General features: G+C 41.9%; 17 protein-coding genes. 9 read left to right on the top strand and 8 right to left on the bottom strand.

What is annotated here, in order from left to right; all coding sequences use genetic code 11:
• Nucleotides 1-12: 12 nt before the first annotated feature.
• On the bottom strand, nt 13-744 hold the full coding sequence (locus IQ276_RS18435) for a DUF429 domain-containing protein (RefSeq protein WP_193920933.1): 732 nt from the start codon (nt 742-744) through the stop codon (nt 13-15).
• A gap of 411 nt (nt 745-1,155) precedes the next feature.
• On the opposite strand from IQ276_RS18435, the gene IQ276_RS18430 reads away from it, so the two are divergent.
• Nucleotides 1,156-2,421 (top strand): glycosyltransferase family 4 protein, encoded by a 1,266-nt coding sequence (locus tag IQ276_RS18430; protein ID WP_235115771.1) that lies wholly within the window; start codon nt 1,156-1,158, stop codon nt 2,419-2,421.
• A gap of 70 nt (nt 2,422-2,491) precedes the next feature.
• Entirely contained in the window at nt 2,492-3,358 is an 867-nt protein-coding gene (locus tag IQ276_RS18425; RefSeq protein ID WP_193920894.1) for a calcium-binding protein, read from the top strand.
• Nucleotides 3,359-3,499: 141 nt separating this feature from the next.
• On the opposite strand, the gene IQ276_RS18420 is transcribed toward IQ276_RS18425, so the two are convergent.
• On the bottom strand, nt 3,500-5,083 hold the full coding sequence (locus tag IQ276_RS18420) for a B12-binding domain-containing radical SAM protein (RefSeq protein ID WP_235115770.1): 1,584 nt from the start codon (nt 5,081-5,083) through the stop codon (nt 3,500-3,502).
• Between the two features lie 603 nt (nt 5,084-5,686).
• Between IQ276_RS18420 and IQ276_RS18415 the strand changes: the two genes are divergently transcribed.
• The 3 genes from IQ276_RS18415 to IQ276_RS18405 all read left to right on the top strand — a co-directional run bounded on the left by IQ276_RS18415 (nt 5,687) and on the right by IQ276_RS18405 (nt 9,920).
• The gene (locus IQ276_RS18415) at nt 5,687-7,009 is read left to right on the top strand and encodes a D-alanyl-D-alanine carboxypeptidase (RefSeq protein ID WP_193920898.1); all 1,323 of its coding nucleotides are present in this window, start codon (nt 5,687-5,689) and stop codon (nt 7,007-7,009) included.
• Between the two features lie 261 nt (nt 7,010-7,270).
• On the top strand, nt 7,271-8,488 hold the full coding sequence (locus IQ276_RS18410) for an HhoA/HhoB/HtrA family serine endopeptidase (RefSeq protein ID WP_193920900.1): 1,218 nt from the start codon (nt 7,271-7,273) through the stop codon (nt 8,486-8,488).
• A gap of 283 nt (nt 8,489-8,771) precedes the next feature.
• Nucleotides 8,772-9,920 carry a patatin-like phospholipase family protein gene (locus IQ276_RS18405; RefSeq protein WP_193925267.1) on the top strand — a complete coding sequence of 383 codons (1,149 nt, stop codon included), beginning with the start codon at nt 8,772-8,774 and terminating at the stop codon, nt 9,918-9,920.
• Nucleotides 9,921-10,132: 212 nt separating this feature from the next.
• Here IQ276_RS18405 and modB read toward each other — a convergent pair whose 3' ends face one another.
• On the bottom strand, nt 10,133-11,956 hold the full coding sequence (gene modB, locus IQ276_RS18400) for a molybdate ABC transporter permease subunit (RefSeq protein ID WP_235115769.1): 1,824 nt from the start codon (nt 11,954-11,956) through the stop codon (nt 10,133-10,135).
• 380 nt (nt 11,957-12,336) lie between these two features.
• Here modB and IQ276_RS18395 point away from each other — a divergent pair, with 380 nt between their 5' ends.
• The gene (locus IQ276_RS18395) at nt 12,337-13,437 is read left to right on the top strand and encodes a calcium-binding protein (RefSeq protein ID WP_193922008.1); all 1,101 of its coding nucleotides are present in this window, start codon (nt 12,337-12,339) and stop codon (nt 13,435-13,437) included.
• Between the two features lie 405 nt (nt 13,438-13,842).
• On the opposite strand, the gene IQ276_RS18390 is transcribed toward IQ276_RS18395, so the two are convergent.
• Entirely contained in the window at nt 13,843-14,745 is a 903-nt protein-coding gene (locus IQ276_RS18390) for a class I SAM-dependent methyltransferase (RefSeq protein ID WP_193922011.1), read from the bottom strand.
• A gap of 264 nt (nt 14,746-15,009) precedes the next feature.
• Here IQ276_RS18390 and IQ276_RS18385 point away from each other — a divergent pair, with 264 nt between their 5' ends.
• A complete protein-coding gene (locus IQ276_RS18385; protein ID WP_193922013.1) occupies nt 15,010-16,521 on the top strand; it encodes a hydroxysqualene dehydroxylase in 1,512 nt (503 codons plus the stop codon).
• 134 nt (nt 16,522-16,655) lie between these two features.
• Nucleotides 16,656-17,006 carry a DUF6464 family protein gene (locus tag IQ276_RS18380; protein ID WP_190876753.1) on the top strand — a complete coding sequence of 117 codons (351 nt, stop codon included), beginning with the start codon at nt 16,656-16,658 and terminating at the stop codon, nt 17,004-17,006.
• Between the two features lie 115 nt (nt 17,007-17,121).
• On the opposite strand, the gene fmt is transcribed toward IQ276_RS18380, so the two are convergent.
• A complete protein-coding gene (gene fmt, locus IQ276_RS18375; RefSeq protein ID WP_235115768.1) occupies nt 17,122-18,117 on the bottom strand; it encodes a methionyl-tRNA formyltransferase in 996 nt (331 codons plus the stop codon).
• Nucleotides 18,118-19,005: 888 nt separating this feature from the next.
• Here fmt and IQ276_RS18370 point away from each other — a divergent pair.
• The gene (locus IQ276_RS18370; RefSeq protein ID WP_193915402.1) at nt 19,006-20,328 is read left to right on the top strand and encodes a hypothetical protein; all 1,323 of its coding nucleotides are present in this window, start codon (nt 19,006-19,008) and stop codon (nt 20,326-20,328) included.
• 249 nt (nt 20,329-20,577) lie between these two features.
• Here IQ276_RS18370 and IQ276_RS18365 read toward each other — a convergent pair whose 3' ends face one another.
• The 3 genes from IQ276_RS18365 to IQ276_RS18355 all read right to left on the bottom strand — a co-directional run bounded on the left by IQ276_RS18365 (nt 20,578) and on the right by IQ276_RS18355 (nt 25,164).
• Entirely contained in the window at nt 20,578-21,648 is a 1,071-nt protein-coding gene (locus tag IQ276_RS18365) for an LOG family protein (protein ID WP_190876749.1), read from the bottom strand.
• Nucleotides 21,649-21,787: 139 nt separating this feature from the next.
• Nucleotides 21,788-22,045, bottom strand: coding sequence for a hypothetical protein (locus tag IQ276_RS18360; RefSeq protein WP_193915399.1), 258 nt, complete (start codon nt 22,043-22,045; stop codon nt 21,788-21,790).
• Between the two features lie 251 nt (nt 22,046-22,296).
• The gene (locus IQ276_RS18355; protein WP_193915396.1) at nt 22,297-25,164 is read right to left on the bottom strand and encodes an NACHT domain-containing protein; all 2,868 of its coding nucleotides are present in this window, start codon (nt 25,162-25,164) and stop codon (nt 22,297-22,299) included.
• Nucleotides 25,165-25,216 lie beyond the last annotated feature (52 nt).

The raw sequence follows: 25,216 nt of genomic DNA, 5'->3' as shown, positions 1-25,216 counted from the left end.
CGAACGCCCATTTTAAGCTAAAATTCTTTGAGGAATAACAATGTAGCCAGTGGTGCGATCGCCAAGTACTAAATTACGTTGTTCTCCCCAATACCACCAGTATGCACCAACATAAGCGCAAACTAGGCCATCTAGTTTATCTTCAGTTGCTTTCAGGGCTGCGCCTGTGGTAGGAATTTCCAGAAAAAACGAATCGCACAGACGCACGGGAGGAGAAAGAGAAGGGAGGATATCAAGAAGATAATTTTGAAGTTTGATTAATTCCAAGCGGCGTTCGCTGAGGCGTCCTTTTTTGTATTTGAGGATGCGTTCTAAGTTGAAGAGATGAACAATTGCTGGGTGGGGAAAGACTTCTATTTGATATCTGCCAAGTTTTTGCGGTTCGATGGTGGGGGCGTGTATATAGCCACGAGATTCTAATTCTAAGCCAAAGTTGATAGTGCGATCGGCAAAGGGTAGATTTTTGTTAGCTGGGTAACATCCGGCGTGATATTTACCAAAGTATTTGTGGGTGAGTTTGTCGGGGAGGCGACTTCCAGTGTCATTAGGTATGAGGGTGGGTGCATCTACGGCGATGATGGCTGGTTCGTCTGGTTGTACCCTGTCATCAATCCATGTCAAGATATCTGCAATGGCTTCTTTGCGGTCTAAATCCAGTAATTGTAATTGTCCATCTATCCATTCTAAGCAGCATAGTCCGCTTGGTTGGGATTTCCAGCCTAAATCAATGCCAATAAATTTCATGAACATCACACGAATTTGTGATTATTTTCGCATTTCGCGGCAACGGTTCACCAAAACAGCACCCAGTTGCAAGTGCTGAGTATTCAAGAACAATTTAGGTAAACTAATATTTAATTGCCAAAAAATCATCGCAAATAATCTTATAATCTTAAAAACCTTGTCAAAATTCAGGAGCCAGAATGCTTGAAGAATGGAGAGAAATTATGATGAATCAAGATAAACATAATTAATTTTCGTGAGAGATAAAAATTCCCTGCATATTTAAAAATTAGGGGATATATAATTTTTAATTTTTACAAATTAAATAGGTTTGTCATATACTAATCATTCTAAAATAATTACAACTTCTAAATTCTGAATTATGACTGCTGTTTTCTTTGATTTCACAAGAATTTAATTAAAATTATTCCCATGCAAATTTTATTTTTACATCCCAACTTCCCTGCCCAATTTCGCAATCTCGCTATGTTTTTGGGTAAGGATAATAACTTCAAAGTTGTTTTTGGCACAAATCGTCGGGAAGGAGAAATATTTGGTGTTAATAAAGCCATTTATACTCCTTCTCGTGAACCTGCTCCCCAAACCCATCACTACGTTCGCAGTCTGGAAAATGCTGTACTCACTGGTCAAGCTGTTTATCGCATAGCAGAAAAATTAAAATCTGAGGGTTTTGTTCCAGATATAGTTTATGGTCATTCTGGTTGGGGACCGACTTTGTTTATGAAAGATGTGTTTCCCAAAGCAGAATTGTTATGTTATTTCGAGTGGTTTTACCATGCTCATGGTTCCGATGCAGATTTTGATCCCAACGAACCATTAAATGCTGATGATGTATGCCGAATTCGCGTCAAAAATACGCCGATTTTGACTGATTTATATAGCTGCGATCGCGGGCTTTCTCCTACCTATTGGCAGCGGCAACAGTTTCCTAAAGAATATCATGAGAAAATCACCGTATGTCATGATGGTGTTGATACGAAATTTTTTGTTCCCAAACCAGACGCAAAATTAGTTTTACCAAGAATAAATCTCGACCTTTCCCATGTGGAAGAGTTAGTAACTTATGTGGGGCGAGGAATGGAACCTTATAGAGGTTTTCCGCAGTTTATGGAAGCTGTAGCGCTAATTCAGCAACGGCGACCCAAATGCCATGTAGTAGTTGTGGGAGAAGATAGAGTTGCTTATGGTAAAAATCTCCCCGATGGCAAGACTTATAAACAATTAATGCTGGAAAAATTATCTTTAGATTTATCAAGGTTGCACTTTACAGACAGCCTGCCTTACCATGAATATCTTCAGGTATTACAAGCTTCTTCTGCTCATATTTATTTAACCCGTCCTTTTGTTTTATCCTGGTCAATGTTAGAGGCAATGTCAGTGGGATGTGTGCTGGTAACTTCCAGGACTGCGCCAGTGTTAGAGGTTGTACAAGATGGCGTTAATGGCCTACTGGTAGATTTCTTTTCTCCCCAAAATATTGCTAATCGGGTTGAAGAAGCGCTGAATAATCCTCAGGAAATGAATGCAATTCGTGCCAACGCGCGAGCAACAATTCTTAAGTATTATGATGTGGCGAAACTTTTACCACAGCATTTGCAATGGATGTTAGCTACTAAAAATTCTGATATTAAAAAGCGCCAAACTCCTAAAACTTCTAAAGGATTTGGCGGAAATTAGCTATTAGGTATGGAACATTCACAAATGACCAATGATAAATAACAAATGACTAAGAAAAGCGATATTTGAAATGCGAATTCTTCTTACTCTTGCTCACTTTTTTAAACCTAGCGATGAAGGTCGTCATGCTTCCCAACGCAAAGACCCCCAACCTCGTTTGCAAGCCTTAAGTCAAAGCCTTGCTGCTTTACACCAATTATTTGGTAAATCTCAAAGTATCATTAACATTGCTCAGCGATTAGCCTTTCCTGCTAATCAACCCCAATCTCACGAATTAGATATTGTTATTTGTACAACCCAAAATAATCATCTTTTAAATCAGCTTGCTGTACCATCCCATTTTTATAAGCATTATTCTAGCAACGCAGAACCTATGCTTTTAGGATTTGAATGTCAAGCTGTTCTCAAAAGTTGTCTTGGTCAATATGATTACTACTGCTTTCTAGAAGATGATTTAATCATTCATGATCCCTGGTTTTTTATAAAATTAAACTGGTTTACCCAACAAGCGGGTGACTCTAATTTACTCCAGCCAAATCGTTATGAAATCTCTCCTCATGGTTTGGTTAACAAAGCTTATATTGATGGAGATTTAGCTTTGCGAGTCACTGCTGCTTTTCAAAATGTGCAGGAGCAACAGCAACTCAAGGGTACAATTATGAATACACCAATTACTTTTGTCCGTGCCCTTAATCCCCATGCAGGCTGCTATTTTTTGAATGCAAACCAGATGGCTCAATGGGCTAATCAACCTTATTTTCTCGACCGAGATACTAGCTTTGTCGGGCCTCTGGAAAGTGCTGCTACTTTGGGAATTATGAAAACATTTCGAGTGTATAAAACTTCACCACAACAAGCAAGTTTTTTGGAAATTCAGCACTTTGGAACAGGATTTTTGGGGTTAATTGGAGGACAAGTAGGTTTGGCAGAAAGGTAATACCATTTTGGATTTTAGATTTTGGATTATGCAATACTTACTGCATAGTTTTTTCAGAGCAAATAAATGAAAAATCATGAATTTGAGAATGGTATGTTTGGTAAGTAGAGACAAGATTAATTTTGTCTCTACTTGCCAAACTCAATTCACAGCCGACAACTGGTAATTTGCGTTTTCTATCTGTTGTGCTTGTTGCTGTTGCTTTAATATTTCTAGTTGTGTTTCTAGTTCCGCCTTGACTTCATGACGGAAGCTGAAGAAGTGTTCACCAAAACCCAATGCCACGAGGTAATCATACAATAAATCCGGTTTTTGGAGAGCGATCGCCATTAATTGCCACCAAAAACGCCAACGAGTTGACCGAACAATACCCTGTCGCCAAACAATTACCGGAAATAATCGTAATTCATGCCATGTCAGAGGACGTTTACCTTTGGGACGCTTACCTTGCATCAAGTTAAAGTGGTAAAAGGTGCGCTTGAGATAAAGCATCGGCTCATACAAATTCCAAAAAGTCTCAATATACTCCCTAATAACTTCTTCTAATGGGCGGGTAGGTACAAAGTTCATCAACCCTTTTTGAGAACCCATAAAATCCATCGAGCCTTCTTTGAGGCGTCCTTCTTGCTTGAGACGATTCCACATCGCTGTATTTGGTAATGCTTGCAGCAAACCAAGATGAGCTTGGGGAATACCAGTCTCTTCTACAAATGTTTGAATGCGTTGTCCTGCTGCTTTTTTTTCACCATCAAAACCAATAATAAACCCAGACATAATTTGTAGTCCGGCTCGTGTAATTTTGTAGCAAGATTCTGATAGCGATTGGCGGGTATTTTGTTCTTTATTGGCTACCGCTAGACTTTCCACATCTGGCGTTTCAATGCCCATAAATACCATCCTAAAACCAGCTTGCACCATCAACTCAATCAACTCGTCGTCCTCCGCGAGATTTAAGGACGCTTCTGTGAGTAACATAAATGGATAGCTACGCTCTTGCATCCAAGGAATTAGCGATCGCAAAAACACTTTAGCACTGCGTTTATTGCCAATAAAATTGTCATCTACGACAAATACCAATCGCCGCCAGCCCATTTGATATAAGACTTCCATCTCAGCCAGCATTTGTTCTGGTGTTTTGGTGCGCGGCTTGCGACCAAATAAGGTGATAATGTCGCAAAATTCACACTGAAATGGACAGCCCCGCGAAAATTGCACGGTAATTGCTAAGTAAGCATCTAAATCTAGTAAGTCAAAGCGCGGTATGGGTGTTTGAGTGACATCAGGTTTTTCTGTAGCCCGGAAAACCCCAGAAGTTTCTCCCCGCGCTAATGCTTCTAAAAACAAGGGGACAGTACATTCTCCCTCATCCAAAATTAAATAATTAGCTCCTGCTTCTAAAACAAATTCTGGTACTGATGTTGCAAAAGGACCACCAACTGCAACTTTTTTACCTAACGTTACCCCTTTTTGAATTAACTCCCACAAATCTTTTTTCTGGATAATCATTGCAGAGATGATTACTAGCTCACACCAATCCCAGTCTTCATCTGTCTCTAGACGGACATTGCGATCGACTAGTCTAATTTCCCAATCACTTGGTAGCATTGCTGCTACTGTAATTAAGCCCAATGGCGGGTTTGTTGAACGTAACCCTGCCAAATCAAGGGTTTCCTGGTAAGACCAGAAAGAATTGGGCATTATGGGCCAGAGTAGTAAAGCTTTCATCAGCAGACTCCCCGGAGTAGAGAAATTAAGTCACAATTCCCAGGTTACTGCTACTTTCTCTAACAAAAACTTAAGTTTTGTCTAATTGTGTAAACGGAAGTAACTCGGCACTAAAGTAGAATTGACCCAAATCCTTAGCCCAAACCCAATCCATCAGGAAAAATCAGTAAAATACTTCATGCGCCGAAACTCAATATTTTACCAGACGCGATCCTTATATCCCCCGAATTGTATTCAAGGGATATAAGCAAAGAGCCGAATTTATTCGGCTAAAAAATTGTAAATCTGTTTTAGTAAGACTTTAAAAGAGATGTTGAAGAGTCAATTTCGGCTGTACATAAATCATTGTCAAAATTTACCAAACAAATGATTCAATATGGCAATAAAATTTGCCTTGCCTCCTTTATACTGGCTTTCAAGAGACCTGGCTGTTACAGTCCCTCTTTTTTGGTAAAAGGCGTCACAAAAATCAAGTAATTTAACTTACTTCCAGATGGCAAAAACACCAGTTATTATGACTCAATGCTGATCAGCATAAAAAAACCTGTATATTAGCACAGGAAATAATATAGAACATCCTAAACAGACATAGAGGAATAAAACATGCTGGAAATACTGGGTTCAGGTTTGGTGTCACTTTGGCTGGAAATGGCTGGGGTACACATCAAGCCTTCAGATGCAATAGAAGCATTGGCTTGGCAAAGCAGCCCTGGCTTAGTTCTTGCGCCCGATCCAAATCCAGCTGGGGCGACTACAGTGCAGGTATATCTGAAGGAGTTAGTGACATCAAAGATCGTAGGGCAAAATCTGGCTGAAAGTCAGGGAATTTGGATGCAGTCAGGGCCGATGCTGATGGCAAATCACCAAGGTACAACACCTCTACCAGCTGCCTCTTTAACTAAAATTGCTACTTCTTTGGTTGCTTTGAAAACTTGGGGACCAGACCACCAATTTGATACTTTGGTGAGTGTCACCGGCCCAATGGTAAATGGCGTTGTGCAAGGGGATTTGGTGATTACTGGTGGCGGCGATCCGATGTTTGTTTGGGAAGAAGCGATCGCCCTTGGTAATACTCTAAATCAAATGGGTATCAAGCAAGTAAAGGGAAATTTGGTAATTACTGGCAATTTCGCAATGAATTTCCAACGTCAGCCGATGCTAGCGGGTCTATTACTCAAGCAAACACTAAATTCTGCGACTTGGGGTCGCCCCGCTATTTACACGCACTCAATCATGCCCAAGGGAACACCCAAGCCGAAAGTCGTAATTGCGGGTGCTGTCAAATTTGAGGCACAACCAAACCCCCGACAAACTTTGTTAGTCCGTCATCGCTCGTTACCCCTGAAGCAACTGCTCAAGGAAATGAACGTTTACAGTAACAACGATATGGCAGAGATGCTAGCAGAGTCAGTGGGAGGAGCTGCTATTGTACAATCAACTGCTGCTTATCTTGCTAGGGTGCCGCAATCGGAAATTCAGTTAATCAATGGTTCTGGACTAGGGCCAGAAAATCGCATTTCCCCCAGGGCTGCTTGTTCCATGCTCATGGCTATTCAAGGGGAAGCTGCTGCTCATCAACTGAATCTAGCTGACTTGTTTCCCATGTCTGGATTCGATCGCCGGGGAACACTGCACGCCAGACACATCCCCTCTGCTACTGTAATTAAAACAGGGACTCTCCGCGATGTCAGCGCTTTAGCCGGAGTCATGCCCACCCGCGATCGCGGTTTGGTTTGGTTTGCTATTATCAACCGTGGTACAAATGTCTGGGGTTTACGTACTGGACAAGACCAACTTTTGCAACGTGTTGTCCAACAATTACAAGTACCTCAAACCGTTCCTACTGCCCTCACTCCCCACTCAGCAATCAACTCTTTACCCCAGCTAGGCGCAGCCAGTCGTAATGAAATCTTATTCAAAAGCTAGTTGCAGATTCCTAAATTCTGACTTCTGAATTCGGAATTCGGAATTCTGGGTAAAAACCGAACTTGTAAAGTGTAAATCCCCATAATAGCTTTTGGGGTAAATTTTCCATTAAGTTGATTAAAGGTAGCTTGCAAAATACCCTCATCCTAATGGTGGCTAGAGTAAGCCAAACCAAAAGCCAACGTCAAATTTGTAAAAATAATTGTAAATGGATTTGTCACGACTAAGTAACAATTGAGCTTATAAATTTAGGTTGCGATTATGCGATTTCCCAAATTACCCAGGTCTATGCGTCAATTCTCTACTCATGTATTAGCGATCGCGCTAGGAATTGTACTCACAATCAGTACATTACAGGTGTTGCCCTCCCAAGCCGAACCTGCGCCCGTTGCACCTGCTGTGGATACCTCAGAAATCATTGCCCAACGACAATCACCAGCAACTTCTGCCATCGGTAGCAGTAGCTTTGTCACAGCAGCAGTCAATCGTGTGGGCACAGCAGTTGTCCGTATTGATACTGAGCGCACAATTACTCGCCGCATCGATCCATTTCTTCAAGACCCCTTTTTCCGTCGTTTTTTCGGCGATGGTTTCCCCCAACAGATACCTTCTGAACAGCAGTTACGCGGTTTAGGCTCAGGTTTCATTATCGACAAGAGTGGATTAGTTTTGACTAATGCTCATGTGGTAGATAAAGCTGATAAGGTAACAGTCAGGCTTAAAGATGGCCGCACCTTTGAAGGCAAAGTCCAAGGGATTGATGAAGTCACAGATTTGGCAGTGGTGAAGATTAACGCTGGTAACGATTTACCAGTGGCGCCCTTGGGTTCTTCAAGTAATGTGCAGGTGGGAGATTGGGCGATCGCAGTTGGTAATCCTTTGGGATTTGATAACACAGTTACTTTAGGAATTGTCAGTACCCTCAAACGTTCCAGCGCCCAAGTCGGCATTAGTGACAAACGCCTAGACTTCATTCAAACAGACGCCGCCATTAACCCCGGTAACTCTGGCGGACCACTGTTAAATGGACGAGGTGAAGTAATTGGTATTAACACAGCCATTCGCCCTGACGCAATGGGTATTGGCTTTGCCATTCCCATCGATAAAGCCAAAGCGATCGCATCTGTGCTGCAACGTGAAGGTAAAGTTGTTCACCCATATTTAGGTGTGCAAATGCTAACCTTGACACCCGATCTTGCCCAGCAAAATAACACCGATCCCAACTCTCCCATTCAGATACCAGAAATTAATGGTGTTTTTGTCATGCAAGTTCTTCCCAATTCTCCAGCTGCATCTGCGGGTATCCGGCGCGGGGATGTAATTGTTCAAGTCGATGGTAAAGCAATTACCAGTGCTGAACAATTGCAGAATCTTGTGGAAGACAGTCGCCTTGGTCAAGTACTACAGGTAAAAGTGCAACGGGGTAATCAGACACAGCAAATTTCAGTACGCACAGGTGAATTGCAAAACGCTTCTTAATAGATTTACTAGCAAACATAAAAGTTGACAAAAATTCAACTAACGTAGGGGCGCACAGCTGTGCGCCCTTACAAATGTACAAATAATTAGGGTAGGGTAAAAATATTTGACACATCAATCATGACTTTTCAAACATCGTCTTATACCATTTCACTCAATTATTGATACAAATTACTTCCCCTGCCTCCCCTGCCTCCCCTGCTTCCCCTGCCTGCCATCTGTATCAGTCTTAAAGTGAAACGGTATTAGATACAGAACCAACTAAATTAACAAGGAATTCGATATGTCAGAGACGTTTAAAATTCTCAGCTTAGATGGTGGTGGCATCCGTGGAGTTATATCCGCAGTCATTCTCAAGGAGATAGAGACAACACTGAAAGAAAAAAAGAAGCAGAAATTACATCAATATTTCGACTTGATTGCTGGGACATCCACTGGCTCAATTCTGGCTGCGGCAATTGCCTGTGAGAAGGATGCTCAGAAACTGATTGATCTCTACCAGGAAGATGGAAAAAATATCTTCCTAGAGTCGGTACGTTCCCAGCGAAAATGGCGGTGGTTGAGTCAAATTCTGGGAGGTTATGTTTTATATCCCCACAAGGATGGAAATCAGGGGTTGGCTCAGGTCTTGAAAAGAAACTTGATTTATCAGGGTAAACCCGCGACACTTGCAGATATTAAGCAGACAAATCTCTTGATTCTTGCTTATGACGTTTTATCCCGAAACACAACGTGGTTTGCGAATGACGACCCAGAAGAATGGTACTATAAGAAGAATATTGAACTATGGGAAATATGCACCGCCTCAGCTTCAGCACCAACATTTTTCCCTCCTTACGAATTCGCCTACAACTCCGAGGAAGGTCTTCCCCACATTGATGGAGGGGTAGCGGCTAATAATCCAGAGTTAGCTGCGATCGCCCATGCTTTATCTATGCAAATAAGAGGCAAAGACAAAACCAATCCCAAGATAGACAAAATTGCTGTTCTATCCATTGGAACTGGTCGAACAACTCGTCCTTATGAATATAGCGACATCAAAAAATGGGGACTCCTGGATTGGGCAACAAACATACCAAATATTTTCCTAGACCCTTCTGCGGAAAATTCAAAATATATTTCTCGGCGCATATTTAATAGCATCGATAGTCAAAATTATCTGCGTTTGGATTTCGATCTAAACGAACGGTTTGAGGGAAAAAGACAACCAGGTAGACTGCGAAAACTGCTAAATAAGCCCTATAACAAGTACATTTTAGAAAAGGACAACTCTAATTATAAATACATCAGCGAAGAAATGGACGATCCCGAAAAATGTCAAGACCTGATAGAGGCAGCTGAATGCTATCTTGAGTACGGAAAAGTTACATTTAATAAAGACCCAAACATTAAAGTTCGGTCTGCAATTGAACAGTTTATAGAGTCTCATTAAGCATTAAGCTGTCGGCAAAAAAGCGAACCTTACCGAAGGTATCGCATTTTTCATTCAATGCTTTTATTTGCTGTCACGAGCTTACCACAGGGCAATCGCGCCCTTAACATTAGAATAGTAGTTTGGGTTGAGCGTATCCAAATCTGGAAGCGTGACAGTACACCATATTGGTTGTGTTTGTGGAATTGAGATTGCGACGTGCATCTGTGCGTTCACTCCATCAAAATCAAGCGCAGAGGATCTAAACGCACATACCAAGGAAAAGGTTGGTCTTTGATTGTCACCCATTTTTCTTTGAAGACTTCAGCTTGGAGATGGTAATCTTGAGAATTATTGCCAGCCGAATGTAATTTGAGAAACAACGTTATTCGATGAGGCGTTTCACTTGTTCGTACTACCCAACAGGGAAAAGTATTGTCCTGCGATGAGTCGTTGGTAAAAATGAACTGATGGGCACGAATGCCGACGTGGGATAATTGGCTATTGATTGGTTCAACGACTTGGAGAGTACAACCCCAATCAGTTGCTTCCACCTGTTGCGGCGACTGAAGAATAATCCGGGAAAAGTTTTTGCACCCGGTGATTTGGGCAATACCCACAGTGGTAGGACGCTCGAAAATATCGTATTTACTACCATGATGAACGGCTCTACCATGCTCCAATACTAATAGATTTGGGCAAAGCCGATAAGCTTCTTCTATATTGTGGGTGACAAATAAAGTCACGCCTTGGTAGTCAGCCAGAGTTTCTGTCATTTGCTGCTCTAATTGACTACGCAAATGGGTATCGAGTGCCGAAAAAGGTTCATCCAAAAGCAATGCTTCTGGTTTACTTGCCAATGCTCTTGCCAAGGCTACCCGTTGTTGTTGACCTCCTGAGAGTTGGTGTGGATAGCGATCGCCTAATCCCTGCAACTGCATATTTAATAATAGTTCTTCTACCTGTACTCTAATACTCCCAGCAGATAATCCTTTGGGCAAACCAAAAGCGATGTTTTGCGCCACACTCATGTGTGGGAACAGAGCGTAATTCTGCACTAAAAAACCAATGCGGCGATCGCAGCTAGGTACATTAATTCCTTTTTCCGAGTCAAACAACACTCTACCATTTAAAACTATCCGTCCTCTTGTCGGCGTTTCGATCCCCGCAAGACAGCGTAAAATCATACTTTTACCCGCCCCGGAACCCCCCAATAATCCCAGAGGTTCCTCATCAGTACTGAAACCAACTTTTAAATCAAAGCTAGGAAGTATTTTTTCAATGTCTACAAACAACCCACGGGACTCAAAAGCAGAGTCCAGCCCATAAAAAATTTCTCCCCCTGCTCCCCCTGCTCCCCCTGCTCCCCCTGCTCCCCCTGCTCCCCCTGCCCTCCTCTTCTCCCTCACTTCTTGCCAGAAGTTAACCCCAATAATTCCAGATAGAGAAATCACCATAATTGCGATCGCCCAAAACCAGGCTTCGTTCATCGCTCCCGCTTCCACAGCAAAATAAATTGCCATTGGGATTGTCTGCGTTTGTCCGGGAATGTTACCAGCTAGCATTAATGTCGCGCCGAATTCACCCAAAGCACGGGCAAAAGCGAGAGTCGTGGCAGCTAAAATCCCAGGTAGTGCTAGGGGTAAACTAATACGCCAAAAGATTGTCGCTTCTTTTGCACCAAGGGTTCTGGCTACTCGCAGCAGATTGCCGTCTATTTGTTCAAAGGCTCCCAGTGCAGTTTTATACATTAACGGGAAAGAAACAACTGTAGCTGCGATCGCTGCACCATACCAAGTAAAGACGATGGTGAAGTCAAAAGTCTGCATCAATTTCCCTACAGGGCCATTTTTACCAAAAAATAGCAACAACAAGAAACCGACTACTGTGGGCGGTAAAATTAGAGGAGCAATAAAGATACCCTCAATCAACGATTTACCTCTGCCACCATATCCCAGCATCCAGTAGGCAGCAGCAATGCCCAAGAAGAAAGTAATAAATGTGGCAAGTAATGAAGTTTTGAGTGATATCCAAAGAGGCGATAAATCCAATGGCATAGTTGCGTAGGCAAAATTAGCTCAACTAATCCCTAATTTACCAACTTTGGTTTCCAAAAGTTGGGAAAAGTTGGTAAATTACATGACAAACAATTAAGAAAATCCAAAAAATAGAATGTTCATATTGGAAAATATCTCAGGACAAAAATAAGTAAGTCGGTGCAATAAAACCAAACTGTGTGAAGAAAAGTAAATAAGGCTCAAACTCTTTCTCCCCCTGCCCCCTGCTCCCTGTCTTATCCCAATAATAATTATTTACGCCGATTTACTTATATTCTTCTTTTATGGGGTCTAAAGTGGAGTCTATGTTTTGAGTCTCCACAACCTAAATAAATATGACCTCACCTCAACCCCAAAAAATCGCAAAAGGACATTAGTTTATGGCGGCTATCTATGGCACATCTGGTAATGACAAGCTAAACGGTACTGAATCTGCTGACATTTCTATTTTTGGCTATGAAGGCAACGACGCTATTTATGGCAAAGGTGGAGGCGACATCATCGATGCTGGAGAGGGAGACGATTTGGTTTCCGGTGGCAACGGTAACGACACTATCCTGGGTCGCAAAGGCAATGATGTTCTCTACGGAGATGCTGGCAATGATGTTATTTTCGGTGAAGCAGGTGATGACTTTATATGGGGTGGAGCAGGCACTGATACTTTACTTGGAGGCACAGGCAATGATCGTTACGTCATTTCTGCATTGACAGGGGATACTGCTGACACCATTACTGAATTTAGTAACCAAGGCACTGACACAGTTTTATCTTATACTAGCTACACTCTTGGAGCTAACCTAGAAAATTTGACTTTACTCTATGCCAATACTGCTTACTATGGCGGCGGTAACAGCCTCAACAATACAATTACAGGAAATGATTTCTCAAACTATCTGAGTGGTTTTGGAGGAGATGATTACCTTGAGGGTAAGGGTGGGAACGATTACATCTACGGTGGTGATGGCCTTGACAACCTCATCGGTGGGGCTGGTAATGACTCACTTTATGGAGGGACAGGTGGTGATGTTCTCTTCGGTGACGAAATCGCGATTGATAGCGGCACCCCTGCAAATGACTACCTAAGTGGTGAAAGTGGTAACGATCTCCTCTACGGGGGACGTGGAAATGACACAATGATCGGTGGCACAGGCAATGATTTCCTCAATGGCTACGGTAGCACTAGTGGCGAAGTAGATAGATATACTGGCGGTACTGGGGCGGACACATTCAGCCTTGGTTACAACGGTTCTTATACCACCATTGACTATTCGGGCAGTGGATATGCCATCATCACAGACTTTAAGTGGTCGGAAGGGGACAAGATTAGAATTGGTGGTAGTATTAGTGATTACACTCTCCAAAAAACCTCGAATTTCAGCGGTAGCGCAGCGTTAGATACCCTGATCTACAGATATGGTAACCTAATTGCTGTTGTGCAAGATACTACGAACGTCTATGCCTCTTTAGACTTTATTGTCTAACTGAATTTGACTTTTCACGTCATGTGGAAAAACTAACGCGAAACCTAACCCCATAGTACCCTTCCCTAGTAGGGGAGATGTTTGGAGGCAGGTTTTCGATATGGGATTATGACTTACGCATTGACACGAAATACAAAATATGTATTTTGGGAAAAACCAGATATGTCGTAAGGGCACAGCAGTGCTGTGCCCTCCATCGCGCGGGTTTATGTCTCATCAAAGAATGATTAATCAAAGCCTGAAACGACCTATTTTTCTGAATACATACCATGAGTAATTTGTACAGTACGTAAGTCCTGGGGATGAAAAATTAGATCCCCGACTTCTGGTAAGAAATCGGGGATGTTGGCGATCGCTAATTTTTACAAATCGGATAGGATTACAACAGAGCTATTAATTTCTGAATTAATCCAGTTGAGTGCTGTAAGCGCTAAAACCATAAGCCAAAGTTTCTTTTAAACTACCTGACGGCTTGAGACTTTGATTGATGGCTTTAGCAAACGGTATCCGAATTCCTTTAATCGTTTCCGGTAAAATTGCATATTCTTGGGTTGGTTCAACAATATACTCTGGACATTTGGTTTTCATCCCAGCAGTTGCCAACATTTCCTGTATTTCAGCAGATGAATATTGCTTAAGATAAACTGGATTTCTCACAAATGGATTCAACTTTCTCACAAAATTGTGGATGATGTGAGAAGGACAAGATTTATTGTGAAAAGAGTGATTAAAAACAAAAATTCCACCAGGCTTGAGTACGCGAGATATATCAGCTAATAACTTTTTTAATTGTGCATCCGGTATATGCATAAATACACAATTAGAAATTACTAAATCTATGGAATTATCTGCTAAAGGTAATGTTTCAGCAGAATTGCAAATTATGTTAAACTCAGCTTCTGGGAAAAAATCGTACTCTTGTTTAACCTTGATTAATCGCCGCAATAAAGTTTCAGAAATATCAATACCGTAATATTTTTCACATCTCAAATTTTTCGCTTTAGAAAGATGTAAAGGTGCCCGACCATAACCGCAACCAATCTCCAGAATAGAATCAACAGATTTATTCAACGGAAATTTATTCCAAGTACCTCCAGGCGTACCAGTTAGCAGAGTGTAATCTTGTTTGATGGGTGATTGATCTGCGACTGTTTCAATTTTCTGGGAACCATAGTATGTTTTACCAATTTTATCCCAGGTTTTTTTGTGTTGAGTACTGTTCAACTGTTTGTAGTCGCCAGGAAAATAAATGCCGTCTCGTAATTCATAGTCATCGAGACTAAATTTTACATTTGCTAATTGAGTCATTAGGATTATTCCCCATAAATAATTAAATCTGTTTTCTGTTATACTCTTAACTCAGCATTAACCGCAAGCAATTTTTACTCAACTGCTTACCATAATAAAATTTGAGATTTTGCCGAGAGTCGGAGTTAGGGCTTCAGTTTTCCTCCCTCTACTCCCTACTCCCCACTCCCTACTCCCTTTTTCAACCCAGATTTGAGATTGTGTAGTCCTAGAGAGAAGCTACGCTATACATTAGTTGTTGGACTGGAAGAATCGGAGGCTAAGATGGTAGAAGGGTCACAACAAAAACGGGTAGTAGTTGTAGGTGCAGGTTGGGCAGGTTTAGGGGCAACCTACCATTTGGCAAAGCAAGGCTATGATGTGACACTTCTAGAAGCAGGTTCTTATCCCGGCGGACTGGTGGCAGGTTGGCAAACAGCCGCAGGAAAATCTGTAGAAGCCGGCATTCATGGCTTTTGGTATCCTTACAGAAATATTTTTTCCCTCATTAATGAATTAGGAATTAATCCTTTTACTAGTTGGACTCGTTCTTCCCAATATTCGCCTGCGGGGTTAGAAGTTGAATCACCAATTTTTCAAGACTTACCACGACTTCCCGCACCTTTAGGAACTTTTCTCTACACTCAGTTTAAACGGCTGCCACTAATTGACCGTCTTAGCGCCCTACCTTTACTTTATGCTGTTGTTGATTTTGATAATTCTGATGCAGCTTGGCGGCGCTATGATTTTGTCACTGCCCGTGAATTGTTCAAAGATTTTAATGTTTCTTTCCGGCTTTACCGCGAGGCTTTTGAACCAATGTTATTGGTGGGTTTATTTGCCCCTGGCGAACAATGTTCAGCCGCAGCAACTTTAGGAATGCTTTACTATTTTATTTTGGCTCATCAACCAGATTTTGATGTGGTTTGGTGTCGGGGAACTGTGGGAGAAAAAATATTTCGTCCTTGGGTAGAACGTATTGAAAAAGCTGGTGCGCGAGTATTACCTAAACGGCGGGTGACAGACTTAATTGTTGATAGTAATGATCGAGCAAAGAGCGTAGTTTGTGGTGATGAAGTTTTTGATGCTGATGCTGTGATTTTTGCGGTTGGAATCACAGGCATGAAGAAAATTGTTTCAACTAGTCCAAGTTTACAAAGTCGTGAAGAATTTCGGAATTTGAGCAATTTAGGAGCAATTGATGTTTTAGCAACGCGCTTATGGTTCGATCGCAAAATTGATATTCCTCGTCCTTCTAATGCCTGCTTCGGATTCGACGCAACTACAGGTTGGACATTTTTTGATTTGAATGCCCTACATGACGAATATCGCCATGAACCAGGAACGGTGATTGAAGCTGATTTTTATCACGCAAATCAATTTCTGAATTTGAGTGATGAGGAGATTTTACCAATAGTTCAGCGTTATTTAACAACTTGCGTGTCAGGATTTTGCAACGCAAAGCTAATTGATAGCAGTGTAATTCGCCTACCTCAGGCGGTAACTCACTTTGCACCTGGTAGTTACCGTCATATGTTACCAGCTTTGACTAGTTTTAAGAACGTGTTTATGAGTGGGGATTGGATTGTTAACCGTCATGGTTCTTGGTCTCAAGAAAAGGCTTACGTTACTGGTTTGGAGGCGGCGAATTTGGTAGTGTCTTATTTCGGAGAAGGTCAGCCATCTCAGATTTTACCTGTGGAAGAAGACGAAGCGCATATACAAGTGGCGCGATCGCTCAACCAAACAGTACGCGATTTTAGCAAATCTATCCTGCCTGAATTTTGGCTGCCTTAATTGGTAGGGATGCACAGCCGTGCATCCCTACTTCTTGCAAATATAGTGAATTATTAATTGTAATCTAAATTCGGTAAGCTAAAGAAAGTTATTGCGATAACATCCTTGTAATGTAAATCAAATCACATAAGCTTATGGAGCCAGACTCTTTACAAACTGAGGTGATTCTCACGCATCCGCGTGAGTCCCTCGGTAGAGTGCAACTTGATTGGACACCCCAACCTGGAAACTATCTCGATTTTGAAGGTAAAACCTACGCGGTTCTAGAACGCCGCCATCGATACCAACTTAAAGCAGGACGCTACCGTTTGCATAATATTGCCATTTACGTCCAGTCTGCAAAACGACCATCTGAGAAAAGTTTGGTAGAAGGACGTTGGGTAATCGGTGATGCTACCTGCTGCTACAATGCTCATTCAGAAATCATTCGCTGTGCAGTCAACCCAGATGGCCCTTGTGAATCTTGCCGCTTTTATGAGTGCTGAGTTAGGAGTTAGGAGTTAGGAGTTAGGAGTTAGGAGTTAGGAGCCAGAAGTTATTATTCTCCCTCTGCTCCCCATCTCCCCATCTCCCTCATCCCCCTCATCTCCCTCATCTCCCTCAACTCCCCATACCAAACACTTCCCCCACCGTTAACCGACTACCATTAACAAAATCCCATCCGGACTGGGGACGTTTACCAGCTAGCTGAACTTCTCGCAACACCAACAAACCTTCCCCAGTTTGGACAATTGCCCCAATTCCTTTAGCAATACTCACTACAACTCCCGGTCTGTCTGATCTATTTGACAAATCAGGTAACTTGTGCAGTAATTCTGGTGGTAGATTGCGATCGCCTTCTGTGCCAAGGGGAGCAGAAGCGGTGATTTTTAGCTCTTTGTCACGAAAGGTAGCTGTGCAGTTAGGGTAAAAGCCTCTAATTTGATTGTGTAATTGGATGGCGCTTTTTGACCAATCCAAACCATAATCTTGTTTTTGAATCAGAGGTGCATAAGTAGCTTCTAAATTATCTTGGGGTATTGGTTGAATTTCTTTAGTTTCCAACTTCAACAGAGTTTCCACCAACAAATCCCCACCAATTGTAGCCAGTCTTTCGGCTACATCTTGGGCATTATCCAGTAATCCAATGGGTGTAGTGGCAATTTGTAGCATTGCCCCGGTATCCATCCCTGCATCCATTAACATGGTGGTGATCCCGGTTTCTTGTTCACCGTTATACAAACACCACTGAATCGGCGCTGCACCCCGATATTTGGGTAAAATCGAGCCATGTACATTAATGCAGCCCAATTTTGGCATATTGAGGATTTTTGAGGACAAAATCTGTCCATAGGCAACAACCACAAACACATCTGCGTCTGATTGTTTGAGTAGATTCAAAGTTTCGGTGTCTTTTTTCACCCGTTCTGGTTGCCATACTGGCAAATTGTGAGCTGTGGCGATCGCTTTTACTGGTGTTGGAGTAAGTTTATTTCCACGCTCTCGACGTTTATCTGGTTGGGTGACTACCGCCAACACCTCAAATTTGGAATTATTTAATAACTTTTCTAAAGTTGGGACAGCAAACTGGGGAGTACCAAAAAATACGATTTTCATTAGTCATTAATCATTTAGTCACTAGTCACTAGTTAATCGTAAGTGCGCCCCTGATAACTGACAACTTTTAAGTTAGATATTTATAGTTTGGTTGTTTGATGGTACAATATTCTCGTATTTGCTGAAACTATAGGCTGCGTGATTAACTTAACTATATAAGTTACCCAAGATAAAAGTTCGTATCAACTGCATCTGGCTCTAGTTACCCTAAACAGGTTCTGTGTGCTTACGAGTCTCTAGATCATCTACCCACATGTTGCTGTTTTGCTGATGATTTTCCCGAAACTTAGCACTCAGCGCAGTTGCTTTTGTAAAATAGCGTTGCGTTCCAAGTGTTTCTGTAGTTTAGATTGCAATTTCTAACTTAGGGTTGCTGGCAGCAATATTTTCTGAGTATTATGTATTATGTGTCCGCTTTCCCAGCTTTTCACGTAACGCCTCACGTTTACCATTTTCGGGGTTTGCACTCTTATAGTGTGTAAACTGCTTTAATTGATGCGTGTTAGCCATAGTTAGCACCATTTTAACCATAGCAGTTTGCTTGCTCTTAGTTTGCACTATACATTAGGTATAACTATAAGCCAAATACCCCTTGACAATGGGTTATTATGGTGTGTTTGAGTCTACCTACACCGAAATTAGATATCTGTAGTAACTACTGAGTTATCAGCACAGTTACTATACTCGCATATTCTCGTAAAAAAATATTCAGTACCGCAAAAGTAAAAGGTGTAAATAATGATGCATATTTTTTGTAAAGCTCCGCAAATGAAGAAATTATTTAGTAAAAGCTTTTAGTTTCTTGTTATACATATAATTATCGCCTGCTCCATTGCTGCATAGGTATTGCTCCTCACATAAGCAACCGCCCCTCTAGAGAGTCTACAAATGCTTAAACCCCTTTTGCTGTCAGGATGGTTCCGCGCGCAACCATTTCTCAATTACGTTGTCGTTGTGATATTGATCGCACCCTTATTAGGGGCATCCGGTCACTCGGATTCAGTAAAATCCGAAGTAGTTAAACAAACTTCTATTACTGAAGAGTCTGACCCTGTGTCAAAGGAAATAGCTTTAGTTGGGGAACCTGAAATAGTTGAAACATTAACAGTAGATCAAATCAACTCATTGAAAGAAGAATTTGACTCTGTACCAACACAAAGCAGCGCTATTCAGGAACCGCAAGTATTACCAGAGGATAAATTTGAGTCTTTAGATCAAGCAGATAGTTCTCTCTCAAGCAGCGATTTAAACGTTCCCGATCCTTTAGCAGCAGTTGAACTTGCACCATTAACAGATGTTCCTGTTAGTCAACTTAATTTAGTGCAAAAACTCAAAGCTGCTAATATCAAATCTTTGAAAGAAGAAAAAAATTCTTTCTCTAGAGAAAAACCTTTTACTGAATCATTGGCGGCGGCTCAAATAGCACCAGTTCTAGGAGAATCACAACCAAGCATAACAACGGAAATACCTACTACTGAACCAATCGATGAATCCCAAGCAGAACAAATAGATCCCATCGGCAGTCCTCATCCTATTCCTTGGAAATGGATCACAGCAACTCAAGAGGCTATTGGTTCTAACGGTGGTTCCGGAGTGCGCCACTACCGCAGCGTACCTGTGGTTTCTCCAGATGGCAAGTATGCTGTTTATAGCAGGGTGCAACTAGAGGTAAAACCCCAAATGTACAACAGCCGTGTCACCAGTGTTCTGTTTGTACAAGATATGCAAACTAAGAAATTGTGGGTGATGGCTTCAACTACTCCTGTTAGCGATCCCCTATTAAAAACCAAAGCTGTGAAGGCGGCGTCATCAGAAGAAACTGATACCAGCGGTCAGATTGGGGTGTTAGTTCCTGTTAGTTGGTCAGAAAAAGGCGATCGCTTTTTGGCACGCAAGTTTGAAGGCATATTTAACACAGGTGATTCTACAGATAGTGCGGTGATTTGGGATCGGCAAAACAATCACGCTAATATTGTTGCTCCTGCTAATCAAGAAAATGAGGATGAGAAGATTGCAGTATTGTTAGGTTGGAGTAAAAGTCAACCCGATCACGTGCTATTTCGTGCAGGGGAACTAGGCGAGGAAAACTGGCCTTTGGTGAAAGTTGCTAATGATGGCAACACCGTCACTACAACAGACGACGATCAGCCTATTACTTTTGGTAAACAGGTTACAGAAATTTGGGCAGGTCCACAGGTTGCTTATCGATAAGTTGATAGAAAATCTTACTTATAACTCCCGTTGTCGCTTGTGATAGCAACGGGAATTTTTTATTTACCCAATTGAGCCGAAAAACCAGTATATTTAGTGAATTTCAGCCCAGATGGGGAATTCTCGCTAGCGCTAGTGAAGATGGTACGATTCGACTGTGGCGAGCTAACTATTTGAGATGGTTGGAAATTTGTTGCGATCGCCTGCGTTATAAATTCGGATGCGGGTGGAAACATCCACCCATAAACTCTACTTTCTTTCTGGATGTGCTGCATCCTCTGGTGAAGGAATACCCATCTGGTTAATTACTGCAATCATCTGATACAAACGCCCCAAATCCCGTTGATTGAAGTAAAAAATTAAGCGGGGTAGTCCAACAGTTTCATCTTGGGCTTCTTGGGGTAACGCCTGACTTTTTTCAATCTTTCCTTGAATAATAATGTCGCTGAAATCAGCATTGAGTTGCTCAACTTGAGCATCTGATAAATCTGTCTTCAGACGGATGACTAATTGATCCCCTACATAGCGGCTAGAATGATAAACCTGGTAAAAACGGGTAATGGCATCGCAAGCTACATCCAAGTTATCTGTCACCGTGTAAAGGCTGGGGTCATCAGGACTGACAAGACCTTTATGGACTAATTGCTTATCAATATATTCGCTCCAAGAGCGCCAATAATCACCGCCAGGGTGGTCAATTAAAACTAAAGGTACTGGGCCAAATTTACCAGTTTGGCTTAATGTCATACATTCAAAAGCTTCATCTTGGGTGCCAAAGCCGCCAGGAAACAAGGCCACAGCATCACTTTCTTTGAGGAGAAACAGCTTGCGGGTGAAGAAATATTTGAAGTGAATTAGCTTGGGATCGCCATCTATAAAGGGGTTGGCTTCCTGCTCAAAGGGTAACTGAATGTTTAACCCAAAAGAATTTTCTCGCCCTGCACCTTCGTGACCCGCCTGCATGATTCCACCGCCGCCGCCGGTCATCACCATAAATCCCAATTTAGTCACAGCGCGAGCAAACTCCAGCGCCATTTGGTATTCTGGTGTATCTGGCGCAAGGCGAGCAGAACCAAAAATGGTGACTTTGCGGACGTGTCGGTAATCATAAAACAGCTGGAAACCGCGCTCCATATCTGCTAGCGCAGCCGACAAGATTTTCCAATCGAGACGCTCAATTTCGCTATCAGCGAGGCGAACAATAGTAGCAAGTGCTTGCTGAATAAGTTGCCGATTTTTTAATGTCGGTAGACGAACGATCAATTCAGCGATATCCGCCTGTAAAGACTCTAATGTGTCAAACGACGCAGATGAAGTCATGAGAACTGCCGGAACAATGGCACTATATTTTACGTGAATGGCTTACACTCTAGCAAGCGGGATATACCCCTCTGATGTGCAGTTAGCATTCTGAGAGCCGGCTTTGAGGTAGTATTGGTCATTGCTCAAGCTGAGATAGTCATCTTTTGAGATTGGAAGTAGAAAAATCGTGTTCGGAACTTGGCAGTTCGTCTTCAGAACTTGGCAGTTCGTGTTCAGAACTCGGCGATTCGTGTTCGGAACTCGGCAGTTCGTGTTCGGAACTCGGCGATTCGTGTTCGGAACTCGGCGATTCGTGTTCGGAACTCGGCGATTCGTGTTCGGAACTCGGCGGTTCGTGTTCGGAACTCCATTGTTCGTGTTCGGAACTCGAACAATGGAGTTCAAATTTTCTCAATTACAGTTATGTAGCAATACAGTTCAGATAAAACCAAAACACTTGTAGAGACGGCGATTTATCGCGTCTCGAAAACCCAAAATTTTTGCCAGTAGGCCTTAACTGAACCGTATTGAGTTATGTAGGAGTTCTCAATTGAGTCAAATACGCCGATTTGTAGAGGCGCACAGCTGTGTGCCCCTACAGCGTGTTGCATCCAAACGAGAATCGCAATAAATTATTCTCTCCAGCTCCTTTGCTTCCACCTCTTCTTAACTCAAGCCCAACTCTTGTTTTAAGGCTTCAGGTACATTCCTCGCTCTATCCAGCCCTCTCACATACTCCCAATTTGTACTTTTATCCCAGCTGATATCTCCAAAAACTTCATCGCTGAGGTATGCGTCACTAATGTATGCACCCTTGAGGTTTGCGCCGCTGAGGTTTGCATTGCTGAGGTTTGCATTGCTGAGGTTTGCAGGGCTAAGATTTGCGCCGCTGAGATTTGCGTTAGTGAGGTCTACACTGCTGAGATTTACGCTCCAGAGGTCTGCGAAATTGAGGTATGCGCCTCTGAGATTTGCACCGCTGAGGTATGCGCCACTAAGGTTTGCACCGTTGAGGTATGCGCCACTAAGGTTTGCACCGCTAAGGTCTGTGCAGGTAAGATCACTGCCGCTGAGGTCTGCACGAATGAGGTTTGCGCTCCTGAGAAATTGCCCAACTACATTATTAAAAGTTCTAAGCTGAAAACAATCGCTGTAATTGATGATACGAAGAAGTTGAATAGTGTTAGAAGTTCCTTCTGGTTGGCCAGACGGATAGAAGATAATTTCTTGCCTGAGATCATCTCGCTCTTGAGCATAACGGTGCAACTCCAAAAGCAAAATCATCACATTCAACCCTGCATAAATATCTACCTGACGCTGACCTAGCCCTTGAATTCCATAGTTTTGCAACTGTCGTAACTTTTGCTGGGGCAAAGTCTCTTCGGCAGAGTCAATAAATTTCCCCTTACACCAGTTAGTGTAAAACTTTTCTAAGCGTTTAAATAACTCCTCCCAAGGGAAATCTTGATTTTTAGTCAGCAACCCCATCAAGTATTCCACAATTTCTGGTGTGAGTTTGCCAAAACCCAGTAAATCATAAATTTGCCAATTCATTTGGGCTTCAGAAATAACTAGTTGTTTTCCGTCTTCTGCTTCGTAATATTGTGTCCAAGCTTCCAGGCATCCTTTCAAGCGTTCCGCAAAGAGAAATTCGCCAAAACTCTTATGAAAAAACTCAACTCCACCCTCTTGTTTATCAGCACGACGAATGTAAAAAGCAGCTAAAGCTGTTTTGAGAGCTTCGTCACTCAGTTTTTTTCTAGCTTCATCAATTAAGGCTTTTGCTTTTTCATCATGTTGTAAACGTGCCTCTAACATTGACATGGAAGCAAATTCGCCTCCCGACTGCACAACACAAACAGCAGCTTCTCTGAGAATACGTTCTAAATCTTCGGGTTTGTGTTGGGTTAACTCAGTATTTAAATTAGTTCCATCCGGGTCGGAACGCTGTTCTCTCAGTACCCAGTTTAAAGCCTCCTGGTAAATTACAATTTTGGCTGTGCGTTGACTTGTTTCCTCTAATTTATCGATTCCCAATTTTCCATCACGATACATTGCCGCTAACAAATAAAGTAACAGCGGCTCTTGGGCTAACTTTTTCACCTCAGATGGACATTTATTACTTTGTAAGAACTGCCCAAAGGCTGTGATTTTTCCTTTGTTAGCTGGTAATTCTTTCCACTTATCTAACCATTGTTGTTGGATTTGTCCATCCATTTCGATAATTTCCACCCGCTCTAAATTACGAGGCAAGTTAGGAATACCTTGTAAAGACATTGACCTACCAGTAATTAATACCCGATGTCCCATGTCAGGGTAACTTTTACACTCTTTCTGAAATTCAGATACTTGTTTGATAAATGCTTCTAGGTTGACGTTGGTTCTAGCCTCAATATGCAATTCATCAAAACCATCAAGGATAAATAAGAAGCGGGTTTTTTTATTTGTTAACCAGTTTTGATCATTTTTAATAAAACTTAATTTTAGTTCTGCTTCTAAAGTTTTTTCTAAACGCCATTCATCAAAGGAGTTTATATCTCGTAACCTAATCAAAATTGGTGTCCAAATAGGATGTAAATTCTGCCGTACCCAATCAGAGAATATTCTACAGAAGACGCTTTTCCCTCTTCCTGGACCTCCTTGAACAAACATCACTTTTTCTAGGTTATTTGGATTTAGGAGAATTTCTCTAGCCCATGTTTCTAAATCTTTTTCATCATTTTTATCTACAAGTTTGACTTTTAAAGGTACGTAAATATCTTTAAATGAGAAATTCTCGGAAAAAACTTTCTCTAAAGGCTTCTTAGCAATATCATTTTTGAGATATTGATCAATGCTAGAGAATAGTTGATGTTCTTTCTGCCAGTCTCCAAAGGAAGGTTGAATTATATTTTTGATGGCATCGTTTGACTCTATCCAGGCTTTAATTATGTAGCGTTGAGTATTACAAGCTACTCGTTGAGTCACAATCTTAGCAGCGCGATCGCCGATATTTGCTGCTGCTAGTCGTGCTAATAATACTTGATTAAATGCTGTGGCTAATTCTGATTCGTGGAAACAGGCTATAGCATTGCTTGCACTGTCATAATCTAATTCAAGATCGTTGAGTTTTTTTAGTTGTTTGGTTAGTGCTTGATTAATACTTGGTTCACCATTCGATTTAATAGATGCATATAAGGAGAAAATTTCTTTGGCGCTTTCTAAATAAGCTACTTGACTAACTATAAATACACAGTCTACTAAAGAAGGATCTTGCTTAGTTATGTCGCGGGAAAACTTCAGCAAGGCAATTCCCAGCGGCACGAACGGCAAACCCGCACCCACTAACTGTGCTGAGGGTGAACACAACACGTCTAGCAGTGAAGATGAGTTTTGTAATAGAGGTTTTAACAGTTCTATGCTGGCACCTTGTTCTTGAAGAGTTTTTGCGGCTTCTAAAACTGCCTTGCCAGTCTCAACTGTGTTGCTTACAGCGTCTCCCACTGAGAAAGATGTCCTAAACTGCTCCCAGATTTCTGATAAGCGCTTTTTCATTCGCTTGGATTCGTATAATTACTACTATTTAGAGTCTAGTGTAAACTTTACG

Source organism: Desmonostoc muscorum LEGE 12446, from assembly GCF_015207005.2.
Taxonomy (GTDB): domain Bacteria; phylum Cyanobacteriota; class Cyanobacteriia; order Cyanobacteriales; family Nostocaceae; genus Nostoc; species Nostoc muscorum.
The sequence above is the reverse complement of the archived record's forward strand: the minus strand, read 5'-3'. Positions and strand labels throughout refer to the sequence as shown.

Bases quoted from the DNA above. Each gene is read 5' to 3' on its own strand.
- IQ276_RS18435 (WP_193920933.1), bottom strand. From the start codon at position 744: ATGAAATTTATTGGCATTGATTTAGGCTGGAAATCCCAACCAAGCGGA.
- IQ276_RS18430 (WP_235115771.1), top strand. From the start codon at position 1,156: ATGCAAATTTTATTTTTACATCCCAACTTCCCTGCCCAATTTCGCAAT.
- IQ276_RS18425 (WP_193920894.1), top strand. From the start codon at position 2,492: ATGCGAATTCTTCTTACTCTTGCTCACTTTTTTAAACCTAGCGATGAA.
- IQ276_RS18420 (WP_235115770.1), bottom strand. From the start codon at position 5,083: ATGAAAGCTTTACTACTCTGGCCCATAATGCCCAATTCTTTCTGGTCT.
- IQ276_RS18415 (WP_193920898.1), top strand. From the start codon at position 5,687: ATGCTGGAAATACTGGGTTCAGGTTTGGTGTCACTTTGGCTGGAAATG.
- IQ276_RS18410 (WP_193920900.1), top strand. From the start codon at position 7,271: ATGCGATTTCCCAAATTACCCAGGTCTATGCGTCAATTCTCTACTCAT.
- IQ276_RS18405 (WP_193925267.1), top strand. From the start codon at position 8,772: ATGTCAGAGACGTTTAAAATTCTCAGCTTAGATGGTGGTGGCATCCGT.
- modB (WP_235115769.1), bottom strand. From the start codon at position 11,956: ATGCCATTGGATTTATCGCCTCTTTGGATATCACTCAAAACTTCATTA.
- IQ276_RS18395 (WP_193922008.1), top strand. From the start codon at position 12,337: ATGGCGGCTATCTATGGCACATCTGGTAATGACAAGCTAAACGGTACT.
- IQ276_RS18390 (WP_193922011.1), bottom strand. From the start codon at position 14,745: ATGACTCAATTAGCAAATGTAAAATTTAGTCTCGATGACTATGAATTA.
- IQ276_RS18385 (WP_193922013.1), top strand. From the start codon at position 15,010: ATGGTAGAAGGGTCACAACAAAAACGGGTAGTAGTTGTAGGTGCAGGT.
- IQ276_RS18380 (WP_190876753.1), top strand. From the start codon at position 16,656: ATGGAGCCAGACTCTTTACAAACTGAGGTGATTCTCACGCATCCGCGT.
- fmt (WP_235115768.1), bottom strand. From the start codon at position 18,117: ATGAAAATCGTATTTTTTGGTACTCCCCAGTTTGCTGTCCCAACTTTA.
- IQ276_RS18370 (WP_193915402.1), top strand. From the start codon at position 19,006: ATGCTTAAACCCCTTTTGCTGTCAGGATGGTTCCGCGCGCAACCATTT.
- IQ276_RS18365 (WP_190876749.1), bottom strand. From the start codon at position 21,648: ATGACTTCATCTGCGTCGTTTGACACATTAGAGTCTTTACAGGCGGAT.
- IQ276_RS18355 (WP_193915396.1), bottom strand. From the start codon at position 25,164: ATGAAAAAGCGCTTATCAGAAATCTGGGAGCAGTTTAGGACATCTTTC.